General features: G+C 64.5%; 17 protein-coding genes. 7 read left to right on the top strand and 10 right to left on the bottom strand.

The window, feature by feature from the left end:
• Nucleotides 1–59: 59 nt before the first annotated feature.
• The 7 genes from BM190_RS02080 to BM190_RS02050 form a co-directional block, all read right to left on the bottom strand.
• On the bottom strand, nt 60–2,036 hold the full coding sequence (locus BM190_RS02080) for an acetyl-CoA carboxylase biotin carboxylase subunit (RefSeq protein WP_092251625.1): 1,977 nt from the start codon (nt 2,034–2,036) through the stop codon (nt 60–62).
• A complete protein-coding gene (locus tag BM190_RS02075; protein WP_092251624.1) occupies nt 2,033–3,649 on the bottom strand; it encodes an acyl-CoA carboxylase subunit beta in 1,617 nt (538 codons plus the stop codon). The genes BM190_RS02080 and BM190_RS02075 overlap by 4 nt, the downstream gene beginning before the upstream one ends.
• Before the next feature lie 113 nt (nt 3,650–3,762).
• Entirely contained in the window at nt 3,763–4,629 is an 867-nt protein-coding gene (locus BM190_RS02070) for a beta-keto acid cleavage family enzyme (RefSeq protein ID WP_092251623.1), read from the bottom strand.
• Nucleotides 4,630–4,829: 200 nt separating this feature from the next.
• Nucleotides 4,830–5,630: a helix-turn-helix domain-containing protein gene (locus tag BM190_RS02065; protein WP_092251622.1), complete on the bottom strand. Its 801-nt coding sequence runs from the start codon at nt 5,628–5,630 to the stop codon at nt 4,830–4,832.
• Nucleotides 5,631–5,865: 235 nt separating this feature from the next.
• Nucleotides 5,866–6,522, bottom strand: a complete 657-nt coding sequence (locus tag BM190_RS02060) for a glutathione S-transferase family protein (RefSeq protein WP_092251621.1) — start codon at nt 6,520–6,522, stop codon at nt 5,866–5,868.
• Nucleotides 6,522–7,685, bottom strand: a complete 1,164-nt coding sequence (locus BM190_RS02055; RefSeq protein WP_092251620.1) for an acyl-CoA dehydrogenase family protein — start codon at nt 7,683–7,685, stop codon at nt 6,522–6,524. Before BM190_RS02055 ends, BM190_RS02060 begins: the two co-directional genes overlap by 1 nt.
• Before the next feature lie 122 nt (nt 7,686–7,807).
• A complete protein-coding gene (locus tag BM190_RS02050; protein WP_092251619.1) occupies nt 7,808–8,944 on the bottom strand; it encodes an acyl-CoA dehydrogenase family protein in 1,137 nt (378 codons plus the stop codon).
• A 264-nt stretch (nt 8,945–9,208) separates the two neighbouring features.
• On the opposite strand from BM190_RS02050, the gene BM190_RS02045 reads away from it, so the two are divergent.
• Together BM190_RS02045 and BM190_RS02040 are read left to right on the top strand one after the other, a co-directional pair.
• Nucleotides 9,209–10,759, top strand: a complete 1,551-nt coding sequence (locus BM190_RS02045) for an acyl-CoA synthetase (RefSeq protein ID WP_092251618.1) — start codon at nt 9,209–9,211, stop codon at nt 10,757–10,759.
• Nucleotides 10,760–10,836: 77 nt separating this feature from the next.
• Nucleotides 10,837–12,060 (top strand): ABC transporter substrate-binding protein, encoded by a 1,224-nt coding sequence (locus BM190_RS02040; protein WP_092251617.1) that lies wholly within the window; start codon nt 10,837–10,839, stop codon nt 12,058–12,060.
• Here the strand turns inward: BM190_RS02040 and BM190_RS02035 are convergent.
• Nucleotides 12,057–13,547: a glycosyltransferase family 2 protein gene (locus BM190_RS02035; RefSeq protein ID WP_092251616.1), complete on the bottom strand. Its 1,491-nt coding sequence runs from the start codon at nt 13,545–13,547 to the stop codon at nt 12,057–12,059. The two genes, BM190_RS02040 and BM190_RS02035, sit on opposite strands and share 4 nt — an antisense overlap.
• Before the next feature lie 48 nt (nt 13,548–13,595).
• The gene (locus tag BM190_RS02030) at nt 13,596–14,366 is read right to left on the bottom strand and encodes a helix-turn-helix transcriptional regulator (protein WP_092251615.1); all 771 of its coding nucleotides are present in this window, start codon (nt 14,364–14,366) and stop codon (nt 13,596–13,598) included.
• Nucleotides 14,367–14,552: 186 nt separating this feature from the next.
• Between BM190_RS02030 and BM190_RS02025 the strand changes: the two genes are divergently transcribed.
• The 3 genes from BM190_RS02025 to BM190_RS02015 all read left to right on the top strand — a co-directional run bounded on the left by BM190_RS02025 (nt 14,553) and on the right by BM190_RS02015 (nt 18,656).
• Nucleotides 14,553–16,814, top strand: coding sequence for a marine proteobacterial sortase target protein (locus BM190_RS02025; RefSeq protein WP_092251614.1), 2,262 nt, complete (start codon nt 14,553–14,555; stop codon nt 16,812–16,814).
• A 116-nt stretch (nt 16,815–16,930) separates the two neighbouring features.
• Nucleotides 16,931–17,500 (top strand): class GN sortase, encoded by a 570-nt coding sequence (locus tag BM190_RS02020; protein WP_092251613.1) that lies wholly within the window; start codon nt 16,931–16,933, stop codon nt 17,498–17,500.
• 163 nt (nt 17,501–17,663) lie between these two features.
• Complete coding sequence (locus BM190_RS02015; RefSeq protein WP_092251612.1) at nt 17,664–18,656, top strand: glycosyltransferase; 993 nt, start codon at nt 17,664–17,666, stop codon at nt 18,654–18,656.
• A gap of 11 nt (nt 18,657–18,667) precedes the next feature.
• Here BM190_RS02015 and BM190_RS02010 read toward each other — a convergent pair whose 3' ends face one another.
• Nucleotides 18,668–20,314 (bottom strand): glycosyltransferase family 2 protein, encoded by a 1,647-nt coding sequence (locus BM190_RS02010; protein ID WP_244550565.1) that lies wholly within the window; start codon nt 20,312–20,314, stop codon nt 18,668–18,670.
• 200 nt (nt 20,315–20,514) lie between these two features.
• Between BM190_RS02010 and BM190_RS02005 the strand changes: the two genes are divergently transcribed.
• Together BM190_RS02005 and BM190_RS02000 are read left to right on the top strand one after the other, a co-directional pair.
• Nucleotides 20,515–22,734, top strand: a complete 2,220-nt coding sequence (locus BM190_RS02005; protein ID WP_092251610.1) for an acetate--CoA ligase family protein — start codon at nt 20,515–20,517, stop codon at nt 22,732–22,734.
• A gap of 144 nt (nt 22,735–22,878) precedes the next feature.
• Complete coding sequence (locus tag BM190_RS02000) at nt 22,879–23,709, top strand: MlaD family protein (protein ID WP_092251609.1); 831 nt, start codon at nt 22,879–22,881, stop codon at nt 23,707–23,709.
• Nucleotides 23,710–23,717 lie beyond the last annotated feature (8 nt).

Below are 23,717 nucleotides of genomic sequence, written 5' to 3'. Positions count from 1 at the left end.
GAGATGGTGGGCACGGCGCTTTGCGCCTTTGCCCACCCTACGATATCGCGTTCGTTGCGCTAACCTGCCCCGATCTCCGCAACGATCCTGCCCGTCGTCACCTGCTCGCCTTCGGCGACGTCGATAGCCGCCACCACGCCGTCGACGCCGGCCTTGTGGACGTGCTCCATCTTCATCGCTTCAAGCGTCAGAACCGGTTGGCCAGCGGTGACGCGGTCACCCGGCTTGACCAGGACAGCGACGACGCGGCCGTTCATGGCGGCGCGCACCTTGCCGTCGCCGCCATTGGCAGCAGTGGCCTTCGGCGCTGCGAGCGTGAGATCGCCGACCGCGAGCGGGATGCCGCGGTGTTGAAGGTAGAGCCGATCACCGTCGCGGAGGAATTTTGCACTATCCATCAAGCCATCGTGGCGGAAGCGGACGGCGTCGACGTCGAGTTGATCAATTTCGAATGTGTTTCGCCGGCCGTCGATGGCAACGGTGTAGCTACCATCGCGCTCGCGCGTGACTTCGAGTTCGTATGTCTGACCGGCGATCTCGATCTTCGCTGGCAGGGGAAAGGTGGCAGCGAGGCTCCGCCCGCCCTGCCATGACGGTGTGCGCGGGTTGGTGATATAGAGCAGCAGGCCCGCCAGCGCCAAGTCAAATGCCGCGTTCGCGCGCGGTGCCAGCAGTTCGTCGCGGTGTGCGCCGATGAAGGCCGTCGTCGCCTCGCCCCTGGCAAAGCCGGGATGACGCAGGCAGGACATCAGGAACGACTGGTTGGTGGTCACGCCGAACGCGGTGAGCTGCTCGAGGCCGACGATCAGCCGCCCCCTTGCCTCCTCGCGCGTGGCGCCATGGCTGATCACCTTGGCGATCATGGAATCGTAGAATGGCGGAATCTCAGAGCCCGATCGCAGCGCGTGCTCGACGCGGATGCCGTCAGGCACCTGCCAGCGCGCCATGCGGCCCGACTGCGGCATGAAGTCGTGCGCGGCATCTTCCGAGCACAGCCGCACCTCGATGGCATGGCCGGAGAACTTCACGTCCTGCTGCTTCACCGGCAGCGGCTCGCCGCGCGCGACACGCAGCTGCAACTCGACCAGATCGAGCCCGGTGATCGCCTCGGTCACGGGATGCTCGACCTGGAGACGCGTGTTCATCTCCATGAAGTAGAATTCGCCGCCGGCATCGAGCAGGAATTCCAGCGTGCCGGCGCCTTCGTAACGCAGCGCCTTCACCGCGGCGACCGCGACTTCGCCCATCTTCGCGCGCAACACCGGCGTCACCGCAGGCGACGGCGCCTCCTCAATCAGCTTCTGGTGCCGCCGCTGCACCGAGCAGTCACGCTCGCCGAGATGGATGGCGTTGCCATGGCTGTCGCCGAACACCTGGATCTCGATATGGCGCGGGTTCTGAATGGCGCGTTCGAGAATGACGGTGGGGTCGCCGAACGCCGCCTTCGCCTCCGACCGCGCACTGCGCAGCGCATCCGGGAAGGACGCCGCGTCCGTCACGAGCCGCATGCCACGACCGCCGCCGCCGGCGACCGCCTTGATCATCACGGGAAAGCCGATCTTCCTGGCCTCCGCCAGCATGACTTCATCGCCTTGATCGGCACCCTGATAGCCGGGCACGCAGGGCACGCCGGCCTTCCTCATGATCTCCTTGGCCCCGGCCTTGTTGCCCATCGCCTCGATCGCCTGTGGCGACGGGCCGATGAAGACCAGGCCCGCATCCTTGCAGGCGCGCGCAAAATCCTCGTTCTCGGCGAGGAAGCCGTAGCCGGGATGAACCGCATCTGCGCCGCTCGCTTTCGCTGCGGCGATGATCGCGGGGATGTTGAGATAGGATTGCGCCGGCAAGGCTTCGCCGATGCGCACGGCCTGATCCGCCCGCTGCACGTGGAGCGCATCGCGATCCGCATCCGAATAGACCGCGACGACGCCAAGGCCGAGCTGCCGGGCGCTGCGCATCACGCGCAATGCGATCTCGCCGCGATTGGCGACCAGGACCTTGAAGAACGGCCGGTGCTGCACTGATCCGTTCCTCATGGGCGGGCCACCGAGAACTGCATGCGCTGCGGCGTCCGTGCGTCGCCTTCGCGGCAGATCGCGAGCACTTCGGACAGCACCGCGCGGGTGTCGCGCGGATCGATCACCCCGTCGTCGAGCACGCGCGCGCTGGTCGAGAATACATCCATCTGGCCCTCGAACACGCCGATGATCTGCGCCTTCATGGCATCGAGCTTGTCCTTTTCGACCGGCTTCCCGCGCCTCGCGGCGGCCGCTTCCGTCACGATAGCCATGGTCTCGGCGGCCTGCTCGCCGCCCATCACCGCGGTCTTGGCGTTCGGCCAGGAGAAGCAGAAGCGCGGATGGAAGCCGCGGCCGCACATGCCGTAATTGCCGGCGCCGAACGAGGCGCCGCAATAGATGGTGATCTGCGGCACCGTCGCCGAGGTCACCGCCTGGATCATCTTCGAGCCGTGCTTGATCATGCCAGCTTCTTCATAGGCCTTGCCGACCATGTAGCCGGTGGTGTTGTTGAGATAGAGGATTGGCGTGCGGGTCTGGCAGCAGGCCTGGATGAAATGCGTCGCCTTGTTGGCGCCGGCGGGATCGAGCGGCCCGTTGTTGGTGATGATGCCGATCGCCTGTCCTTCGATGCGGGCGTGGCCGCAGACGGTGGCGGGGCCGTAATTCGGCGCCATCTCGGTGAAATCGGAATCGTCGACGATACGTGCGATCACCTGCTTCATGTCGACGGAGCGCTTGTGGTCCATCGGCATGATGCCGAGCAGCTCGTCCTGGTCATAGCGCGGCGGCTTGAATTCCGACGCCGTCCTGCCCGGCCGTTCCCATTGCAGCGCCGCCATGATCTCGCGCGCGATGCGAAGGGCATCGCGGTCGTCCTCGGCGAGGTAGTCGCCGAGACCGGACACTTGCGTGTGCATCTCGGCGCCACCGAGCTCTTCTTCCGTAGCGATCTCGCCGGTCGCGGCCTTCAGCAGCGGCGGCCCCGCGAGGAAGGCGCGCGTGCGGCCGCGCACCATGACGATGTAGTCGGAGAGGCCCGTCTGATAGGCGCCGCCGGCAGTCGAGGAGCCGTGCGTGACGGTGACGACGGGCAGGCCTGCCGCAGAGAGCCGCGCCAGATTGCGAAAAATGTTGCCGCCGCGGACAAAGTCCTCGACGCGGTAGCGCAACAGGTTGGCGCCGGCGCTTTCGACCAGTTGCACATAGGGCAGCTTGTTCTCCAACGCGAGCTCCTGCACCCGCAGCGTCTTGTCGAGGCCGTAAGGCTGCAGCGCGCCGGCATCGATACCGGAATCGCTGGCGCTGACCATGCAGCGGATGCCCGAGACGAAGCCGATGCCCGCGATGACGCCGCCGCCGGGCACGCTCTTGGTCGCGTCCGGTACATCGAACATGTAGCCGGCGAGCGTCGACAGCTCGATGAAAGGCGCACCGGGATCTAGCACCAGCGCGACGCGCTCGCGCGGCAGCAGTTGGCCGCGCTTGTGAAAGCGATCCTTCGCCGCCGCCGACGCCGCGCGGGTGCGCTCTTCCAGCGCGCGCATGCGGTCGATGAGGCCGAGCATGCCGTCGCGGTTGGCGTGGTAGGCGGCGCCGCCGGGGGAGATGGTGTTTTCGAGAATGGACATGACTCTATCCTACCCGTCATTGCGAGGAGCGAAGCGACGAAGCAATCCAGTCTGTTTCCGCGGATGCACTCTGGATTGCTTCGCTTCGCTGGCAATGACGGCTGGGGCTACATTCAGCGATTCGTCCCAAAGATCTTCCGCGCCTCGGCGGGGCTTGCGATCTCGCGGCCGGCACGGCGGGCACAGGCGGCGACGGCCTCGATCAGCTGGCCGTTCGACGTCACCTTCTTGCCGTCGGCGAGATAGAAGGTGTCCTCGAGACCGGTGCGCAGGTGGCCACCGAGCTCGGCGCAGCGCTGGTGCAGCGGCCAGATCTCCTCGCGGCCGATCGCGGTGACCTGAAAATGCGCCTCGGGACGTTTCAGCTTGATCAGGATCGGCAGCAGCTCCGGATCCGAAGGCATTCCAGAAGCGACGCCCATCACAAAATTATACTCGAGCGGTCCCTTGTACATGCCGACCTGGGTGTACATACCGACGCAGCGGACGATGCCGACGTCGAAACATTCGAACTCGGGGATGGTGCCAACCGCGTTCATGACGTCGAGATAGTCCTTCACCTTCTCGACCGCGTTGTCGAACATCATCGGTGGCCAGGCCCAAGTGTTGTCGGCCTTCACCTTCAGATAATTCAGCGAGCCAGCGTTGCAGGCGGCGATCTCCGGCCTGGTCTCACGGATGCAGTCGAGCGCGCCGGAGTAGTTCGGCCCTGACACTCCCGAGGTGTGATTGATGATCACGCCGGGACAGGCTTCACGGATCGCCTGCTGGATCTCCTTGCTGACGGCGACCTCCCAGGACGGCAGATGTCCCTTGCCCGGCGCCTGCTGGCGCAGGTGGATGTGCATGACGGACGCACCGGCGTCGAACGCAGCCTTGGCCTCGCGCGCCATCTGCTCGGGCGTCACGGGCACATTGTGCTGCTTGGGGTCGGTGAGCACGCCGTTCAGCGCGCAGGTGATGACGGCCTTGTCGCTCATGCCTTGGATATCTCGCACGTTGAGAATTCAACGCTTGCGATCATGGGATGGGTGGCATGCGGCTTCTTGCGCGGAGAAGCTGGAAAACACGACGAATTCGTAGGGTGGGCAAAGCGAAGCGTGCCCCACCATCTTTGCCAGTTGCCGAGAGGTGGTGGGCACGGCGCAAGAGCGCCTTTGCCCACCCTACGAGAGCGAGCCTAACTCGCCTCCGCGAGCCTCACCGTCTCGGTGCTGCGATAGATCGCAAGGTCGCGCGAGCCGACGAAGATCGCGCGCGGCTTCAATCCGTAGAAGCGGCGGATCGAATGGCTGAAATGCGTGGAGTCGGGATAGCCGATGTCCTGCGCGAGATGGGCGAGGTTGAGGTCCTGGTTGGCGAAGTGCAGCAGATGCCGTGCGCGCTTCCAGGCGCGGAAGGAGCGGAACGAGATGCCGGTCTCCTCCTTGAACAGATGCAGGAAGCGCGAAGCCGAGAGCCCTGCTTCCGCCGCACAGGTGTCGGCCGTCACCGGCTCGCCCGAGAAACGCTCGATGCGGGCGACGGCGCGGGTCACGCGCGGATCGAGCTCGCGGCGGGCGAGCGCCTCGCCAAAGCACATCTCGTCAAACTCGGCGGTGGTGATGTCGCCGTAGCGGCGCTGGCGGAGCAGCGCGTAGGCGGCGAGGATCTTGCGGGCATAGAGAGCCTTGTCCGGCCCGCGCAGCCGCTCGGCCAAGGCCTCGATCACGCCATCCGGCATGCTTTCCGGCTCGAGGGTCACGCTGATTGCAGTGCGGTAGTCGCTGGCGATGGAATGCCGCTGGTTCGGCAGGGTCACGATCAATTCGTCCGACGTGTGGACGTCGTCGATCGTCAGATGCAAGCTGCCCTTCACCGCGACGTAGATATGGCAGCAGCCGGGGGTCCGCTTGCGAGGGCGGCCGAGCAGGCCGGCATAGAAGACCCGCTCCGGCGTGATCAGCATCAGATGGTCGGATTCGCGACCTTTATCTTCCATTGGGATCCTCCTCGCGCGGCTCTCTGGCCGCTGCGGACGGAGGTCACCTTAGCGGAAATTTGGGCGCTGTCACGACGGGATAGCGCTGTCAAAAGACACGCGCCGTCGTTCCGGGGCGGTCCGTAGGACCGAACCTCAGGTGCGCAATTGGGCACCGGGAACCTCGAGATTCCCAGCTGCGCAAGGGCGCACCATAGTCGATGCTGCGCATCGCCCCGGAATGACGACCTAAAACTTACGCCCTCACGCGCGGTGCAACATTCTGCTCGGCGCCAGCCTTCTGTTCCGCAGCAACCGCACGCTTGAAACCGTCCCGCTGCTGCAGGCGGGCCCAATAGGCTGCGACATTTGGCCCAAAATCCTTGGCAAGCCCGATGTTGTCGGCCAGCCGAAGCGCATAACCGATGACAATGTCAGCGGCGGTGAAGCGGCCGGCGCACAATGTTTCGGCATTGGCCGTCGCGGCCTCGACGGCGCGCAACCGGCCCAGGAACCATTTTGCATAGTCGCCGGCGACCTGCGGATTGCGCCGCTCCTCCGGCTCGAGCTGGGTGTATCGGAGCACCAGCGTCTGCGGGAAGGTTAACGTGGCGTCGCTGAAATACATCCAGTTCAGGAACGCGCCATAGGCGGGATCTTCCGGCCCGACCATCAGCGGCGTCGGGCCATGCTCGATGCCGAGATAGTGGCAGATGCCGGAGGATTCGGTCATCTTCGTCTCGCCGTCGACCATGAAGGGAATCGTGCCGAGCGGATTGAGCGCGAGATATTCCTTGGCGAAGACCCGCGGCGGGAATGGCAGCATCTTCAGCTCATACGGCAGCCCCATCTCCTCCAGCATCCAGAGCGGGCGGAACGAGCGCGCGGCGTCGCAGTGATAGAGCGTGATCATCAGGCGTTTCCTTTGCTGCCGGGCAGCGTGCCCATCATCTTGCACAGGACCATCAGCATGACCTCGTCGGCACCGCCGCCGATCGAGGTCAGGCGGCTGTCGCGATAGGCGCGGCTGACCGGCGTCTCGTTGGTAAAGCCCATTCCGCCCCAATATTGCAAGCAGGCGTCGGTGAGCTCGCGGCCGAGCCGGCCAGCCTTGAGCTTGGCCATGGTGGCGAGCTTCGTCACGTCCTCGCCGGCCACCAGCTGCTCGGCGGCTCGATAGATCAGCGCGCGCAGCAGCTCGACCTCGGTCTGCATCTCCGCCAGCTTGAAGTGCACCACCTGGTTGTCGAGGATCGACTTCCCGAAGGCCTTGCGGTTGCGGGTATATTCGATGGTCTGATCGATGATGTATTCATGCGCCTTCAGGCAGGCCGCCGCACCCCAGAGCCGCTCCTCCTGGAACTGGATCATCTGGTAGGTAAAGCCCTTGCCCTCCTCGCCGATCCGGTTGCGCTTAGGCACGCGGACATTGTCGAAGAAGATCTGCGCGGTGTCGGAGGAGCGCATGCCCATCTTGTCGAGCTTGCGGGCGACGGTGACGCCCTTGCTCTTCATGGGCACGCAGATCAGCGACTTGTTGCGGTGAACGGGCCCGTCGCCGGTGTTGGCGAGCAGGCAGATCCAGTCGGCCTGGGTGCCGTTGGTGATCCACATCTTGCCGCCGGTGATGACGTAATCGTCGCCGTCGGAGCGCGCCTGGGTCTTGATCGAGGCGACATCGGAGCCTGCGCCGGGCTCGGAGACGCCGATGCAGGCGACGAAATCGCCCGAGATCGAGGGCGCCAGAAATTCGCGCCGCACCTCGTCGGAGCCGAATCGCGCCAGCGCAGGCGTCGCCATGTCGGTCTGCACACCGATCGCCATCGGCACGCCGCCGCAATTGATGGCGCCCAGCTCCTCCGCCATCATCAGCGCATAGGAGTAGTCGAGGCCGGAGCCGCCGAACTCCACGGGCTTGTTCAGGCCGAGGAAGCCGAGGCTGCCCATCTTCTTGAACAGCTCATGCGCCGGGAAGATGTCGGCCTTCTCCCATTCATCGACATGAGGATTGATCTCGTTGGCGATGAACTTTTGTAAGCTACGGCGAATGTCGTCGTGGTCGGCGGTGAATAGCATTTTGTCCTCTCGTCATTCCGGGGCGCGCGCAGCGCGAACCCGGAATCCATTCCTCTGCAGAGTCTGGAGCCCGATGGATTCCGGGCTCGTGCGCGTTGCGCACGCCCCGGAATGACAGAGGGTCACAACCCCATCTGCCGGCTGGCCAGATCCTTCATGATCTCCTCGGTGCCGCCGCCGATGGCGTTGACCTTGACCTCGCGGTAGATGCGCTCGGCCTTGATGCCGCGCATGAAGCCGGCGCCGCCGAAGATCTGCACGGCTTCCGAGGCGCAGAACGCCATGGTCTGCGTCGCCTGGTTCTTCATCATGCAGATTTCGGCGACCGGGCTCTCGCCCTGCTCGAGCCGCCAGGCCAGCATCTCCAGCATCGCCTGTGACGCCGCCACCTTCTGCGCCATGTCGACGATCTTGTGCCTGATGACCTGGTGCTGCGCCAGCGGCTTTCCAAAAGTCTTGCGCTCCCTGGCGTAAGCGATCGCCTCGTCCAGGCAAACCCGCGCGAAGGCGGTGCAGCCGGCCGCCATGCCCATGCGCTCGCTGTTGAAATTCTGCATGATGATCTTGAAGCCCTGGCCTTCCTCGCCGATCAGGTTTTCGGCCGGGACGCGGCATTGGTCGAAATGCAGCGTCGCGGTGTCGGAGGCCCACCAGCCCATCTTCTTCAGCTTGGTCCTGGACAGGCCGGGCGTGTCGCCCTCGATCAGGAGCAGGCTGACCCCGCCGGCACCTTCGCCGCCCGTGCGCACCGCAACGGTCAGATAATCGGCGCGGACGCCTGAGGTGATGAAGGTCTTCTCACCGCTCACGACGTAGTGATCGCCGTCGCGCCGCGCCCTTGTGGCGAGGTTCGCGACATCGGAGCCGCCGCCCGGCTCGGTGATCGCGAGCGCGGAGATCTTGTCGCCTGACAGCACCTGCGGCAACACGCGTGCCTTTACCTCCGGCCGTGCCGCCCGCGCAATCGGTGGCGAGCCGATGGTGTGACTCATCAGGCTGGCACTGACGCCGCCGGCGCCCGCGCGCGCCAGTTCCTGACTGGCCACGATCTTCATGAACTGGTCGGCAGCAATCCCGCCATATTCCTCGGGGAATCCCAGCCCCAACAGGCCGATCTCGGCCGCCTTGCGATAGAGCGCGCGCGGGAATTCGCCAGCCTCGTCCCACTCATGGGCGAACGGGGAGATCTCCTTCTCGACGAAGCGGCGCATCATTTCGCGGAAGGCATCGTGCTCGGCGGTATAGAACGGGCTCTTCATCGCAGTCTCGCCTCGCGGACGGATTCGTCTCGTTCACCATGGCCGGAACATCGGCTGCTCACTTGCGCAGAGTGGCTGACCAAAGAACCACTGCGGCGCAGGCCATGGCCTAGCAACTCAACGCAAGACGATTTTGACCCCTCGCGCGCCAACTCCAAGTCAAAAAACGTCGATGCACCAACTCCGGCTGGTCCCCAGGGCCACGCCGGGCATGGTGCACGGCAATAGGGATGCTGGCGGCAAAGGCCGCCGAGGGAGGAATTCTTGGCCGTTCGTTACTACGACTGGATCGTTCACCATGGCCGCCGCACGCCTGACAAGGTCGCGCTGGTCGATCTTGCGAGCGAGCGCCGCTTCACCTATTCGCAGCTGGATGCCCGCGTCTCGCGCCTCGCCTCATTCCTGCGCCATACGCTGAACGTCTCACGCGGCGACCGCGTCGCGGTGCTGGCCCTGAACACGACCGATACGCTGGAGGTGCAGTTCGCCTGCGGCCGCCTGGGCGCGATCTTCGTGCCGCTGAACACCCGGCTCACCGTTCCCGAGCTTCAGTTCATCACCGGCGATTGCGCGCCGAAGGTGATGATCCACGACGCCGATCTCACCGAGACCGCGCTCAGCGTCGCAAAGCTGTGCGGCATTGCGACCAGCCTGCTGCTCGGGCCCCGCGGGGCCTATGAGGCCGGCATCGCCGGCGCAAAGCCGCTCGAGGCGATCGAGCAGGTCACGCTCGATGACGTCTCGACCATCATGTACACGTCGGGCACGACGGGACATCCGAAGGGCGCGACCATCACCCATGGCATGACCTTCTGGAATTGCGTCAATCTCGGCGGCCCCGCCTGTATCGGGCCGTCCTCGGTGCTGCTCACCGTGCTGCCGCTGTTCCACACCGGCGGGCTGAATTGCTACACCAATCCGGTGCTGCATGCCGGCGGCACCGTGATGATCATGCGCGCGTTCGATCCCGGCACCGCGCTCGGCCTGATCAACGATCCCGCGCAGGGCATCAACGTGTTCTTCGGCGTGCCCGCGATCTACCAGTTCATGGCGCAGCACCCCGCCTTCGCGACGACCGATCTCGGCCGGCTGATCGTCGGCGGCGTCGGCGGCGCGCCGATGCCGGTGCCGCTGTTGAAAGTGTGGGAGGCGCGCGGAGTCGCGCTCCAGCAGGGCTACGGCATGACCGAGACCTCGCCGGCCGTGCTGGTGCTCGACCGCGAGGATGCGGCGCGAAAGGCCGGCTCCGCCGGCAAGCCCGTGCTGCACACCGAAGTGCGCATCGTGCGCCCTGACGGCAGCGATGCCGATGTCGGCGAGCTCGGTGAGCTCTGGGTCAAGGGGCCGAACATCACGCCGGGCTACTGGAACAGGCCGGAGGCGAACAAGACCTCCTTCACCGACGGCTGGCTGCACACCGGTGACGCGACGCGCGTCGACGAGGAGGGCTTCTACTACATCGTCGACCGCTGGAAGGACATGTACATCTCCGGCGGCGAGAACGTCTATCCGGCCGAGGTCGAGAACGTCCTGCATCAGCTCGCGGCCGTTGCCGAAGCTGCCGTGATCGGCATTTCCGATCCCCAATGGGGCGAAGTGGGCCTTGCTATCGTCGCGGTCAAGCCGGGCCAAAAGCTGACCGAGGTCGATGTCCTCGCGCATTGCGCGGCCAATCTGGCGCGCTTCAAATGTCCGCGCCAGATCCGCTTCGTCGAGGCCCTGCCGCGCAACGCCACGGGCAAGATCCACAAGCCGACCTTGCGCAAGGAGTTCTCGGTGGCCTCCGAAGTCGACAAGAAAGTCGCCAACGCCTGATCCAGGCGCCCCTCGCGGGCGCTTTTTTCTTTTTTGAAGTGCCTGCTCGACTCAACAAGAAACCCCAAGGAATTTCCATGAAGAACAAGAAACTCGTCCTGCTCGCCGCGGCAACTGCTCTGACGCTACTCTCCACCCAGGGCGCTTTCGCGCAGAAGAAATACGACACCGGCGCCAGCGACACCGAGATCAAGATCGGCAACGTCGAGGCCTATTCCGGTCCGGCCTCCGCCTACGGCATCATCGGCAAGACCGAGGAAGCCTATTTCAAGATGGTCAACGACCAGGGCGGCATCAACGGCCGCAAGATCAACTGGATCTCCTACGATGACGGCTATTCGCCGCCCAAGACCGTGGAGCAGGTCCGCAAGCTGATCGAGAGCGACGAAGTATTCCTGATCTTCAACGCGCTGGGCACCCCGACCCAGACCGCCGTGCAGAAATATCACAATGCCAAGAAGGTGCCGCAGCTGTTCCTCGCCACCGGCGCCAGCAAGTGGAACGACCCGAAGAATTTTCCCTGGACCATGGGCTTCCAGCCCAGCTACCGGGTCGAGGCGCGGATCTTCGCCAAATACATCCTGCAGGCCAAGCCAGATGCCAAGGTTGCGATCTTCTATGCCAATGACGATTTCGGCAAGGACTACGTCGCCGGCATCAAGGAGATCTTCGGCGACAAGGCCTCCTCGCTGGTCGTCGCGGAGGAGAGCTACGAGACCACCGAGCCGTCGATCGATTCCCACATCGTCAAGCTGAAGGGAACCGGCGCCAACGTCTTCGTCAACATCTCGACGCCGAAATTCGCGGCACAGGCGATCAAGAAGATCGCCGAGCTCGAATGGAAGCCGATGCATGTGATGACCGACGTCTCGATCTCGATCGGCGCCGTGATGAAACCCGCGGGCCTCGACGCGTCGGAAGGCGTGCTGTCGGCGACCTATCTGAAGGACGCGTCGGATCCGCAATGGAAGGACGACGAAGGCATGAAGAAGTTTCTCGCCTTCATCGACAAATACATGCCGGGCGCCAACGTCTCCGACACCAACCTCGTCTACGGCTATGCCGCCGCGCAGACCCTGGCACAGACGCTGAAGCAGTGCGGAGACAATCTGACGCGAGAGAACGTGATGAAGCAGGCCGCCAGCCTGAAGGACTTTACGCCCGATACGCTGATCCCCGGCATCAAGATCAACACCGGCGCCAACGATTTCGCGCCGATCGAGCAGCTCAAGATGATCCGCTTCAAGGCCGGCCAGTGGGAGCTGTTCGGCGATATCATCAGCGCCGAAACGGGCGGTTAGTTGCACATGATGGCCGTGGGCGATGGCGCGCAGCTCGCGCCTTCGCCCGCCGCCATGCGGATCTCCGCCACCGGCAGACCCAGCCGGCGATCGTCGCCGGCGGCCGCAAAGCGCGGACATGTCCATGCCAGTATCGCCGTGCCTGATGACGGTCGATCGAGTTGCAGGACGAAAGCACCGGCGTCGATCGCGATCGCTGCATCGGCGACCCGCATGCCGTCGAGATAAAATCTTACCCCGATCCGATCCAAAGGCTCGCGAATCTCGGGCGATACGATGCGGATGATGCTGCGTCCGGGCGACACCTTGATCCGCAAGGCAGCTTCCGGCTCACTCCAGCGAAAGCTGTGGCCCTGCCAGACCTCGCACGCGTGGAAGCCGGCTTGCGCCATCACCTCATCCCCGAGACGCGACAGCTTCGTGCCAGCGGGCTCGCTGCCGCCCTGAATGCAATCGAGGCGCTGAAAGTGAATCAGTGAGGCGATATAGCGCTTCAGCCAACGCGCGATGCTGTCGGGAGAGCCGCCCATGGTGAGCATGGTCAGCACACAGCGGGCATAGACTGCGGAGAGGCGCGCTGAACTGCGCGCAGAGCGGCCGCCGACCAACGCGATCACGCCCCAGCGCCCGAGCGCCTGCACGCTTTCGCCGTTCACTCGAGCGGATCGCATCCGTGCGCCGAGGGCACTCCGCGCAAGCGCGGTGTCGAAATCGTCGCGCTTGCTCCACTCGGTGGGCACTTCCAGCAGCTCGCTACCGGGATCACGGTGCGCCTCGCCGAGATAGCGGATCTCGCCCCGAACGAAATCGAGCGTGAACGTCTTCAGCTCGCCGATCTTGCCTATGTAATAGTGATGGAAGCGCGCCTCTTGCAGATAACCAATGGCATGGCCTCTCGCGTGATATGCCGCAGCCAGCACCCATTCTGCGAAATGGCCGAGCTCCTCGCGCAGGCCGCCGCATTCCCAATAAACGTCGCGCCGCGTCACGAAGCACTGATCAAGCACTTTGCGCCAGGGATGCCGCTTCATGCCGAACTCGATGTCGGCCTGGTACATCGCAGCCTCCGCCACGGACAATCGATTGTGGCAGATCGGAACCGAATGGCAGGAAAAGCCGGCCCACTCGGGATGAGCCTCGATGGCGCGGATGCACAGCTCGATCACATCGGGCGCGGGCCAGCAGTGCGATTCGGTGAAGAACAGATAGCTGCCGCGGGCTTTGGTTGCGCCGAATGCGCACAGCCCGATATCGTGTTCGGAATCAGTGAACTCGAGGCGAGCCTCGTCGCCGGCCAGCGCCTTCAACGCCTCGCGCGTCTTGAAATCCGGTGGCACGACCAGGATGATTTCGTAAAGCGACTTGTCCGCGGTCTGCGATGTCCAGCCGAGCCAGGACTGCTCCCATTGCCCGCGATGATATTCGAGCGGGATGATGATGGAGAACAGCGGAGATTCGCCGAGGCATGGGGCGCGCGCGTTCTGCATACCCCCTTATAGACGCAAGCAACGCCATTCCGGATTCTTTCTTGCGGACTATACCGACAGAAACAGTGCGAAGGATTCTTCCACCGTGCGGCGCAGATGCTTTCCGTACAACGCATGGTTGGCGTCGCCGGGCCCGACCCTCCCCAGCGACGGCTTCGGGACGTTCCGGAGCGGTACGTAGGCGATCGGCGCTGCGATCGGCGTGAGCTGTGAACCAGGCCCGGCGCGGAGCGTCGAGATGATGCCGTACATCTCGCCGGCGACCGTCGGCCGCGACACCGTGATCACGCGATGCTGGCCGTGCTTGATGATGACGAGGTAGATGAAGCCTGACTGATGCGGGACGGCGACCTCGCCGGTATGCTCGTAGGCGGTATCGGTGCGATCGCCCTCCCGAAAGACCAGCGAAGACACCTTCGGCTCCCAGACGATCTCGGTGCGGTACGCGAAGATCGCGTCCTTGTCGCCGAACGACGGCCGCAGCGTGATGTAGACGTCCTCGAGCCAGGTCACGGCGCGATGCGCATAGGAGCCAAGACTGTCGGGAGCGACATCGTTGGCGGCCTGAGGCGCCGCCACGACGGGACTCTTGCGCAAGGAGACGCCCAGCGCCTGCTCCAGCCGGACCGTCGTCGCCAGCGTAAACGGCCGTCGGCCGCCGAGCACCTTCTCCAGCGTCGACAGGCTGAGCTTGGCCTGCTCGGCCAGCGCCTGCCGGGAGATCCGGCGTCTGGCGAGCTCCTCGCGAATGGTCTCGGCGATCTCGCGGCTCTGCTCGTCCGAAAGCTGCTTGTCGGCGGATTTGTCCTGAATCTGCATCGCTAACCCTGCTCCAGCACGGCCATTCTAGCAGGGCGGACAAACCAGCACAAAACCGCACATGGGCGCCCCACGGCGGCCTGCGCGGGCCGGCCGCGGCGGAACATGACCGATCATTCTGCTCGCGAAATCGATCCCTCCCAGCGAATGCTCAGAGCCAGCAAACGTCCTTTCGGGAGCAGGCCAATGGACACCTACGACACAGCCGACAACGACGAGCACCCCATGCTGAAGGGGCTGATCAAGCTCGGATTGTTTCTTCTCGCGCAGGGCATCGCGGTGATGCTGATGGCCTTCGTGGCCCTGCTCGTCAGCTTCGGGACCAGTTGGTCGGCCACGACAGATCAGGCCAGCCTGCTCCAGCCAGGCGACGCCAAGGCCGGCTCCCTCTTCCTCAAGGAGGATGGCGCCACCACCGAAGCGATCCGCCTCGGCACCGACATCGACATCACCGTCTCGGGCCCGACGCTGCGCGCGCGCGTCACCCAAATCTTCCGCAACCCGACCAAGGACTGGGTCGAAGCAACCTATGTCTATCCGCTCGCGACCAGCGGCGCCGTCGATACGCTGAAGATGGTGGTCGGCGACCGCGTCATCGTCGGAGACATCAAGGAGCGGCAGCAGGCCCGCGTGATCTACGAAGAGGCGCGCCGCACCGGTCAGCGAGCCGCGCTCACCGAGCAGGAGCGGCCGAACATCTTCACCAATTCGGTTGCCAATATCGGCCCCGGCGAGACCGTGCTGGTGCAGATCGAATATCAGGAACCCGTGCATCAATCCGGCAACGAATATTCGCTGCGCCTGCCGCTGGTGGTCGGACCGCGCTACAATCCGGCACCGATCGTCCAGAGCGTCGACTTCCGCAAGGACGGATCGGGCTGGGGCGCGACGACCTCGGACCCGGTCCCGGACCGTGACCGCATCTCGCCGCCTGTGCTGGATCCCGCCAGGAATGCACCGGTCAATCCGACCAGCATCACGGTGCGCCTGAAGGCCGGCTTCGCGCTCGGCGAGGTCAAGAGCCACCACCATAAGGTCAAGATCGAAAGTCCGGACAACACGGATCGCGTCATTACGCTCGCCGACGGTGCGGTCCCCGCCGACCGCGACTTCGAGCTGACCTGGAAGCCCGCCGCCGAGAAGGCGCCGTCGGTCGGCCTGTTCCGCGAACATGTCGGTGATGCCGACTACCTGCTCGCCTTCGTCACTCCGCCCAGCGCAGAACAGACGACACAAAAGCCATTGCCGCGTGAGGTCGTGTTCGTGATCGACAATTCGGGGTCGATGGGCGGCACGTCGATCGTCCAGGCCAAGGCGAGCCTCGCCTACGCTCTGTCTCGCCTCCAGCCGACCGACCGTTTCAACGTCATCCGCTTCGACGATACCATGGATGTGCTGTTTCCCGCCTCCGTGCCGGCAGACGCGGCCCATGTCGGTGATGCCACCTCGTTCGTGAGCGCGTTGCAGGCACGCGGCGGCACCGAGATGGTGCCGGCGATGCGCGCCGCGCTGGCCGACAAGCTCGGCGACACCGGCATGGTTCGCCAGGTCGTCTTCCTGACCGACGGCGCAATTGGCAACGAACAGCAATTGTTCGAAGCCATCACGGCGATGCGCGGCCGCTCGCGCGTCTTCATGGTCGGCATCGGGTCGGCGCCCAACACCTATCTCATGACGCGCGCCGCCGAGCTCGGCCGTGGCGCCTTCACCCATATCGGTTCCGTCGAGCAGGTGGAGGAGCGCATGCGCGGCTTGTTCGCCAAGCTGGAAAACCCGGCCGTAACCGGCCTTACCGCGAAATTCTCCGGGGCCAACGCCGACATCACCCCGGCGATCATCCCCGACGTCTATCGCGACGAGCCGCTGGTGCTGGCGGCAAAGCTCGACAAGCTCGCGGGCTCGCTCGAGATCAAGGGGCGGGTCGGCGATCGTCCATGGTCGGTAACCCTGCCGCTGCAAAATGCCGCCGAAGGCAACGGCCTGTCGAAACTCTGGGCCAGGCGCAAGATCGGTGACGCCGAAGTGGCGCGCGCCATGCGGGAGCTCGCGCCCGAGGAAGCCGACAAGGCGATCCTGGCGCTGGCGCTCGACCATCAGATCGTCACGCGCCTGACCAGCCTTGTCGCCGTCGACAAGACGCCGAGCCGGCCCGAAGGCGCGCCGCTCAAGCTCAGCGAATTGCCGATCAACCTGCCGGCCGGCTGGGATTTCGAGAAGATGTTCGGCGAACGGCCGCAGATCCCCTCGCAGTTGCGTGAACGCCACGCCGATGCGCGCACCTCACCCGCCGCGCGGCGTCCGACACCCGCAGCACCTGACGCGATCCGTCTGCCCAAGACAGCAACTTCGGCCGAGCTGAAGATGATCGCAGGCCTGGTCCTGATCGTGCTCGCCCTGATCCTGTTCGTGTTCAACCGGCGTCGGCTCTTGCTCACCGACGCCGCTTGAGAGAGGAGCCTCCCCGAGCTCCTCTGTTAGCGCGCGCGGCTGCCCGTCCCATACCAACGGCCGCGCGCGCCTTTTTCTCTGTCATTGTGACGAGCGAAGTGACGAGAGTAGATGTCATGCTCCGCCTCTTATCTCCCCTGGTTCTGGCACTGATCGGACTCATCCTGTTCGGCGACGGCGCCTACATCCATGCCAAGGCGTGGCTGGCGCAGGTGCTGCTGGAGCGCGCGTTCGACAAGAGCCTTGCGACGGGCGAGGCGATCAAACCATGGGCATGGGCCGATACCTGGCCGGTCGCGCGGATCGAGGTGAAACGGATAGGCGCCAGCGCGATCGTGCTGGAAGGTACGAGCGGCCAGGCGCTCGCCTTCGGGCCGGGCCACATCCATCAAACGGTTGATGCCGGCGAGCGTGGAGTTGCCGTATACGCAGCGCATCGTGACACCCATTTCCGCTTCTTGCGGAATGTTGCCGTCGGAGACGTCGTTGAGGTCACCCGCCGCGACGGCAAGCATTTTCGCTATCGGGCGGATTCTTCGGCCGTTGTCCGTTTCGACGCGTCGGGCATCGCCCCCTCGACGCAGGGCGTGGAACTCGTGCTCGCGACCTGCTGGCCGTTCGACGCCGTTACGTCCGGCCCGGAGCGCTACGTCCTGCATGCCACCTTGATCGAAACGCGTGAATAGCGGTTCGCAATCGACCCATCCGGGAACGATCGAGCCTTCTCAAACCGCGCCGGACACGCCGGGTCCATCGCGTTTGACGCGACCGTGAACTGGCGCCGCCGACCAGAGACCTGTAAGAAGGTTCCATTGTTTTTGGACGTCGTAATTTGCGAAAGCTCGATAGATGGACGACGAGTTCAGGCAGCGCCTCGAACAGCGATTGGAGCAGCTCGAAAATCGCGTCGCGCTGCTCGAAAGGAATCAGGATCTCATCGCCGCCGGACAAAGAAGATCTTCGCTCCGGAGCCTCTGGCGGCGTCCGCCGATGTGGACCTTCGAGCAATATCCACCGCGCCTGCTCAACCTGAGGGCTTTCCCGCCAGCCCCCTCGATCCATGAGAATGCACCGCGGATCGCGATGGTCACGCCGAGCTACAACCACGCGCAATATCTCGACGCCACGATCGACAGCATCGTGAGCCAGAACTATCCGAACCTGTATTACCACGTGCAGGACGGCGCCTCGATCGACGGCACGGCTGATCTCCTGAAGGGCCGCGGCGAGAGCATCAGCTGGAAGAGCGAACCTGACAGCGGGCAATCGAACGCCATCAATCTCGGCTTCGCCGGCGTCGACAGCGAGATCATGGCCTATCTCAACAGCGACGACATGCTGCTGCCGGGGACGCTGGCCTATGTCGCCAACTACTTCACGTCGCATCCGCATGTCGACATCGTCTATGGCCATCGCGTCTTCGTCGATCGCGAGGGACTCGAGGTTGGCCGTGCCGTGCTGCCGCCCCATGACGGGCGCGCGCTGCAATATGCCGACTATATCCCGCAGGAGACGATGTTCTGGCGCAGGCGCGTGTGGGACAGAGTCGGTCCGATCGACGAGAGCTTCCACTACGCGATGGATTGGGACTTCATCCTGCGGGCGCAGGCCGCGGGATTCAAATTCGTGCGCCTGCCGCGATTTCTCGCCTGCTTCCGAATCCATGATGCCCAGAAGACGGCATCGACCTACGCGATCGGCGTCCGGGAGATGGGCATACTGCGGCGCCGCGCTCTCGGCTTCGATCCGACACAGATTCAGATTCGCCGCGCCATCGCCCCCTATCTCGCGAGGCAGGTCATCTTTCACTACGCCCACAAGCTGAGCCTGCTAGGATACTGAGCGGGCGGCGATCACCCACCTCGTGCCGCATGGTCATCGTGATCGAGCCAGATCCGCTCGAGCCCGATGCCGAGAGGTCGCGCGTCGGGGCTCAGTCCGAGATCCGCGGGCGAGCGTGGATCGGATAGCGACAGGCTGATGGTCAGCGTCCCGTCGGCGGCAATCGCGGCGGGATCGAGCATCAACCTGCGCAAGCCCGCGAACGCCTCTCTCGAGAATGTCAGTTGCTGCGGCGCTCCATTGCCGACGCGGCATGCCGCCTGCAATTGCGGATTCCTCTCGGAAATGAAGGCCCGGCACGCCAGCACAAGCTCAACCGGCCGTGACGGAATGGGATGGACCTCGAACCGGAGCACGCAATTCCTGGCAATGGACCAGGTGCCCCATTGCTCCGGCTCGCTCCATCCCTCGATCAACGCGGCGACGCCCGCTCCGCCATGCGCGAATTCGAGCTGCTTTGCGCCGAGGACCGGCGCGGACACGGGAGCCTTCAGAGCGGCCGGATCGAACGGCCCCTGATCCGGAACGAACTGCGCGATCACGCGCACTGCATCCGCAATCGAATTGAGCCCAAGCGCAGAACCATCCAGCTCGTAAGCCACACGGTTCGGTCCGGTCACGCGAACACCCCGGCCGGGTGGCGGCCGGTCCGCATGGCGGGCAGGAATGATGATGTCGGCGACGTCGAAGCCATGCGTGCGCGCGAGTTCGCTGATGGTCTGCACGGTCCGATCATACAGGGGCGGCCGATGGTTGATGTCGGTCGCGAGCGCCTGCGCCAGCGCCTTGAAGTCGAGCCGCACCTCGTCGTGATCCGCCAGCAGCAGACGCTTGAGGACAAGCATGTCCTTGGCGATGAAGAGCTGGAGCGCGTTGAGATCGGGAAGTTGGGGATCCTCGTCAATAGGTCCGAAATCGCGCGCTCCTCGCGGCGTCTCGAGCAGATCAGTGGTCTCGAAGAACAGCGCGTGACCGGTGCTGTGCTGCGAGAATCCGGCCATGCTCAGCGGCCGCGACAGACGGATGAAACTGTCGGTCAGCGCAGCGTTGGCGATGCCGGACGCCACATCGGGCGATAGACCGATGAAATAGCGGCCGCCGATCGCACGCATTCGATCGATGACGCTGCGGCGGACGAACGAATTGTAGATCATCGGCAGATGCGCATAGTTCGCCTGGAAACCGAAGATGCGCCTCAGTTCGTCGCGCGACGAAACTCGCTGTGCGGACGAGGTGAGGTCGATCTCGGCGAGCAGCCGGTTGCGGAAGGCTGGATGGTAGTAGCTCGGCCAGTGATAGGTGTAGGCGCTCCAGCTCAGGAGATCGATGTTTCGGCCGGAGAGCATCTCCGATGCCGCGGCGCATGCATAGGGCATCAGCCCGTCGTCGTCGCCGATGAAGGCGACGTACTCGCCCGAGGCGTGGCCGAGCGCCGTCTCCCAATTGTCCGTCATGGTCAGAACGACCTCGCTGGCAAAATGCCTGAAGCGATCGTCCCTGAGGTCTGCGACGATCTTCTCAATCTCGGGATTGCCGCCATTGTTCTGAACGATGAACTCGCAATCTGCATGCGCAGGCTGGCACGCCATGGTCGCGAGCGCGTGGCGAAGCGTGTCGGGACGATCGAGGGTCGGCACCACGATGGACAGCAGCGGCATGATCACCATTTTGAAAGAATGAGGGTCACGGTTTCCTAGCATCTTGCCGGACCGTTCGCACTTTCGCCAAAAGTCTCGTGATGCTAGCCTTATCGTCAGATCCTGCCCATTCCGTCTCGCGGCATGGAGCGGCCACGATCAGCCCCCGAAGCCGGCGCGCGGGCGCGCGTTGCAACAAGAACAAGAAGTGAGGGAAGCGCATGGAAGCTCAAGTGCCCGCCGCATCGGTTTCTCCGCGCCCATGGTCTCCATCGCCCGATGCCGGAGAGATCGTCAAGGGCATCCACGCCATGCTGCACCCGCACAACATCGTGCTGGTGGGCGCGACCGACAAGCCCGGCAATTATGCCGAACGCATCTGGAATAACCTGATCAAGTACGGTTACGAGGGCGGCCTCTATCCGGTCAACGCCAAGCGGGAAACCATCTGGGGCGTCCCCTGCTACAAGGATTTTGCGAGCCTCCCGGAAAAGCCGGATCACGTTCTGGTGCTGGTGCCGGCGCGCTTTGCCGTACAGGTGATCCGCGATGCCGCGGCCGCCGGCGCACGGTCGGCCACCATCGTCACCTCGGGCTTCAGCGAGTTGCAGGATGACGAGAGCCAGAAGCTCGCCGCCGAATTGCAGGCGGCGATACGCGAGACGGGCCTTGCGGTCACCGGACCGAACTGCCTCGGCAATCTGAGCGCCGGCGAGAAGCTTTTCACCAACATCGACGACCGCATCGTCACCATGGAACAGGGCGCGGTGGCGATCGCAGGACAGTCCGGTGCGATCGTCATGGCGATCCGCCAAGCGCTGGAGGATCGGGGTGTCGGCGTCGGCTACATGGTGACATCAGGCAATGAGGCCGGGCTCGAGACGCCGGACCTGATGCGCTATTTCGCCGAGGATCCGAGCATCAAGGTGATCGTCGTCTACCTCGAAGGCGTGCGCAACACCAAGGCCTTTCGCGAGGCCTGCAAGGCAGCGCGCGCTGCCAGCAAACCCGTGATCGCACTCAAGCTCGGCGCGTCCGAGGGTGGCCGCGCCGCGGCGATGGCACATACGGGTGCGCTTGCAGGCTCGATCGAGACGTTCGACGCCATTGCAACGCGCGAAGGCGTCATCCGCGTCGGCGGCCTCGACGAGCTGATCGAGACCACCGAATGCTTCGTTCATTGTGGCGTGCCCAAAGGCGACCGGCTCGCGGCGGTCACGCTGTCCGGCGGCAAGCGCGGCATGCTGCTGGACGCCTTCTATGCCGAGGGCCTGAACTTTGCGCCGCTCAGCCCGCACGTCGGCTCCGAGCTTGCAAGGATGCTCGGCCCGGGGTCGATTGTCGGCAATCCGCTCGATGCCGGCTTTGCCGCAGTGGTCGATCCCTCCGTCTACATGAAGTCGATCAAGCTGATGATCGACGACCCCGATATCGACATCGTCATCGTCGATGCCGAGCTGCCGAAAGCCCCGCACGAGCTTCGCGAGCGCAATTTGCGTATCGTCGACGACATGGCGCGCCAGGGCGGCAAGCCCGTGATCTATATCAGCGCGATGTCGATCGGCTTCACCGAGTTCACCAAGACCTTGCGCAAATCGCTGCCGCATCTCGCGGTCATGCAGGGCATGGACCGGGCGGTGACCGCGATCAAGTCGCTGCTCGACTACGCCAGGCTGCGCAAGGAGGTGCCCGATATCGTCCCGAGCTCGAAACCTGCCGCGCGCGCCGTGCTGGAGAAGGCGCTGAAGTCAGCGAACGGTGCCGCGCTCGACGAGGTCGCCTCGAAGAAGCTCCTGAAGGCCTATGGCATTCCGATCTCGAAGGAGGCGATCGCACAGACCGCGGCCGAGGCGGTGAAGATCGCCAAGCAGATCGGCTTTCCGGTCGTGGCAAAACTCGTCAGCGCCGAGATCCTGCACAAATCCGACATCGGCGGCGTGGTGTTGAACTTGAACAGTCCGGCCGAGGTGAAGACGGCGTTCGCCGACATCACCGCACGGGTCGCAAAGCTGAAGGGCAAGCCGAAGCTGGACGGCATTTTGATCGCGCAGCAGGTCAAGGCCGAGCTCGAGCTCGTCGTCGGCGCCTCGCTCGATGCCGAGATGGGACCTGTCGTGCTGTTCGGCACCGGCGGCATCGACATCGAGCTGATGAAAGACGTCGCGCTTGCCGGCGCGCCGCTGGACGAAGCCGAGGCGCGGCTCCTGATCGGCCGCACCAAGGCCGGCATCAAGCTGCGCGGCTATCGCGGCAAGCCGGCCCTGCACGAGACCTCCGCGGTGAAGGCGCTGGTCGGCCTGTCCAATTTGATCGCGGATGCCGGCGACCGGATCGCCTCGATCGACATCAACCCGTTCCTGATCAACACCAGGACGGGCGTAGCGGTCGACGCCCTGATCGTGCTGAACAATACTGCTGCCAGGCGAGTTGCCGGGCATTGAAGCCGTAGGGCGGATTAGCGCCAGCGTAATCCGCCAAACTATACGACTGCTGAGGCGAAAACGGCGGGTTACGCTTCGCTAACCCGCCCTACGTACCATTGGGGGCTTCTTCCAACTTCCCCGCTTTGGCCGTAGAATCGCCTGATGGCACGCGCGAGTAATCTGGTGATCGGAACGGCAACGCTGGCGGTGATTGCCGTGGCGTTCGGCGGCCTGCTCGGCGTGCAGAAATGGCGCACCATCCAGAGCCGCAGCCAGTTGCGCGTTGTATTCGAAGGCGGGTCCGCCAGCGGCCTGCGCCGCGGCGGACCGGTCAATTTCGACGGCGTGCCCGCCGGCCAGATCCTGTCGATCAAGCTGGACAATCCGCGCAGGATCGTGGCGCTGGTGATGCTCGACAACACCGCGCCGATCCGCAAGGACACCGTGGCGGGCATCGAGTTCCAGGGCCTCACCGGCGTCGCCGCGATCTCGCTGATCGGGGGCGCGCCCTCCGCGCCGCCGGTGCCGCTGGACTCGGACGGCATCCCCGTGCTGACCGCCGATCTCAGCGACGCCGAGTCCATCGTCGACACCCTGCACAGTGTCGACCGCACCATCGTCAGCAACGCCCCCGCGATCAAGGAGGGCCTGCGCACGTTCGAGGACTACACCGCCGACCTCCGGAGCAAGGGTGGCGAAATCGACTCCGTCATGGCCAAGGTCGACACCGCCTTCGCGGGCTTCGACAAGGCGGTCACGAAGCTCGAGGGCGTGGTGCCCGGCTTCGTCGACGGCAAGGCCGACGAGCTGTTCGAGAAGATACAGGGGCTGCACGAGCTCGCCGACACCATGAGGAAAAAATCGGCCGGCTACCTCGAGGACATCCGTCGCTCGCTGCTCGACGTCAGCGAGGCCGCCAACAAGATGAGCGGGACGCCGGCCCCCACTGCCGCCCCGCGCCCGCCGCGCAAGCCGCCGCAGAAGAAGCAGTGACGCCTCCC

The sequence above is a fragment of the Bradyrhizobium sp. Rc3b genome, assembly GCF_900114915.1.
Classification (GTDB): Bacteria; Pseudomonadota; Alphaproteobacteria; order Rhizobiales; family Xanthobacteraceae; genus Bradyrhizobium.
Note: the sequence above shows the minus strand (reverse complement) of the source record. Positions and strands in the feature narration are given on the sequence as shown.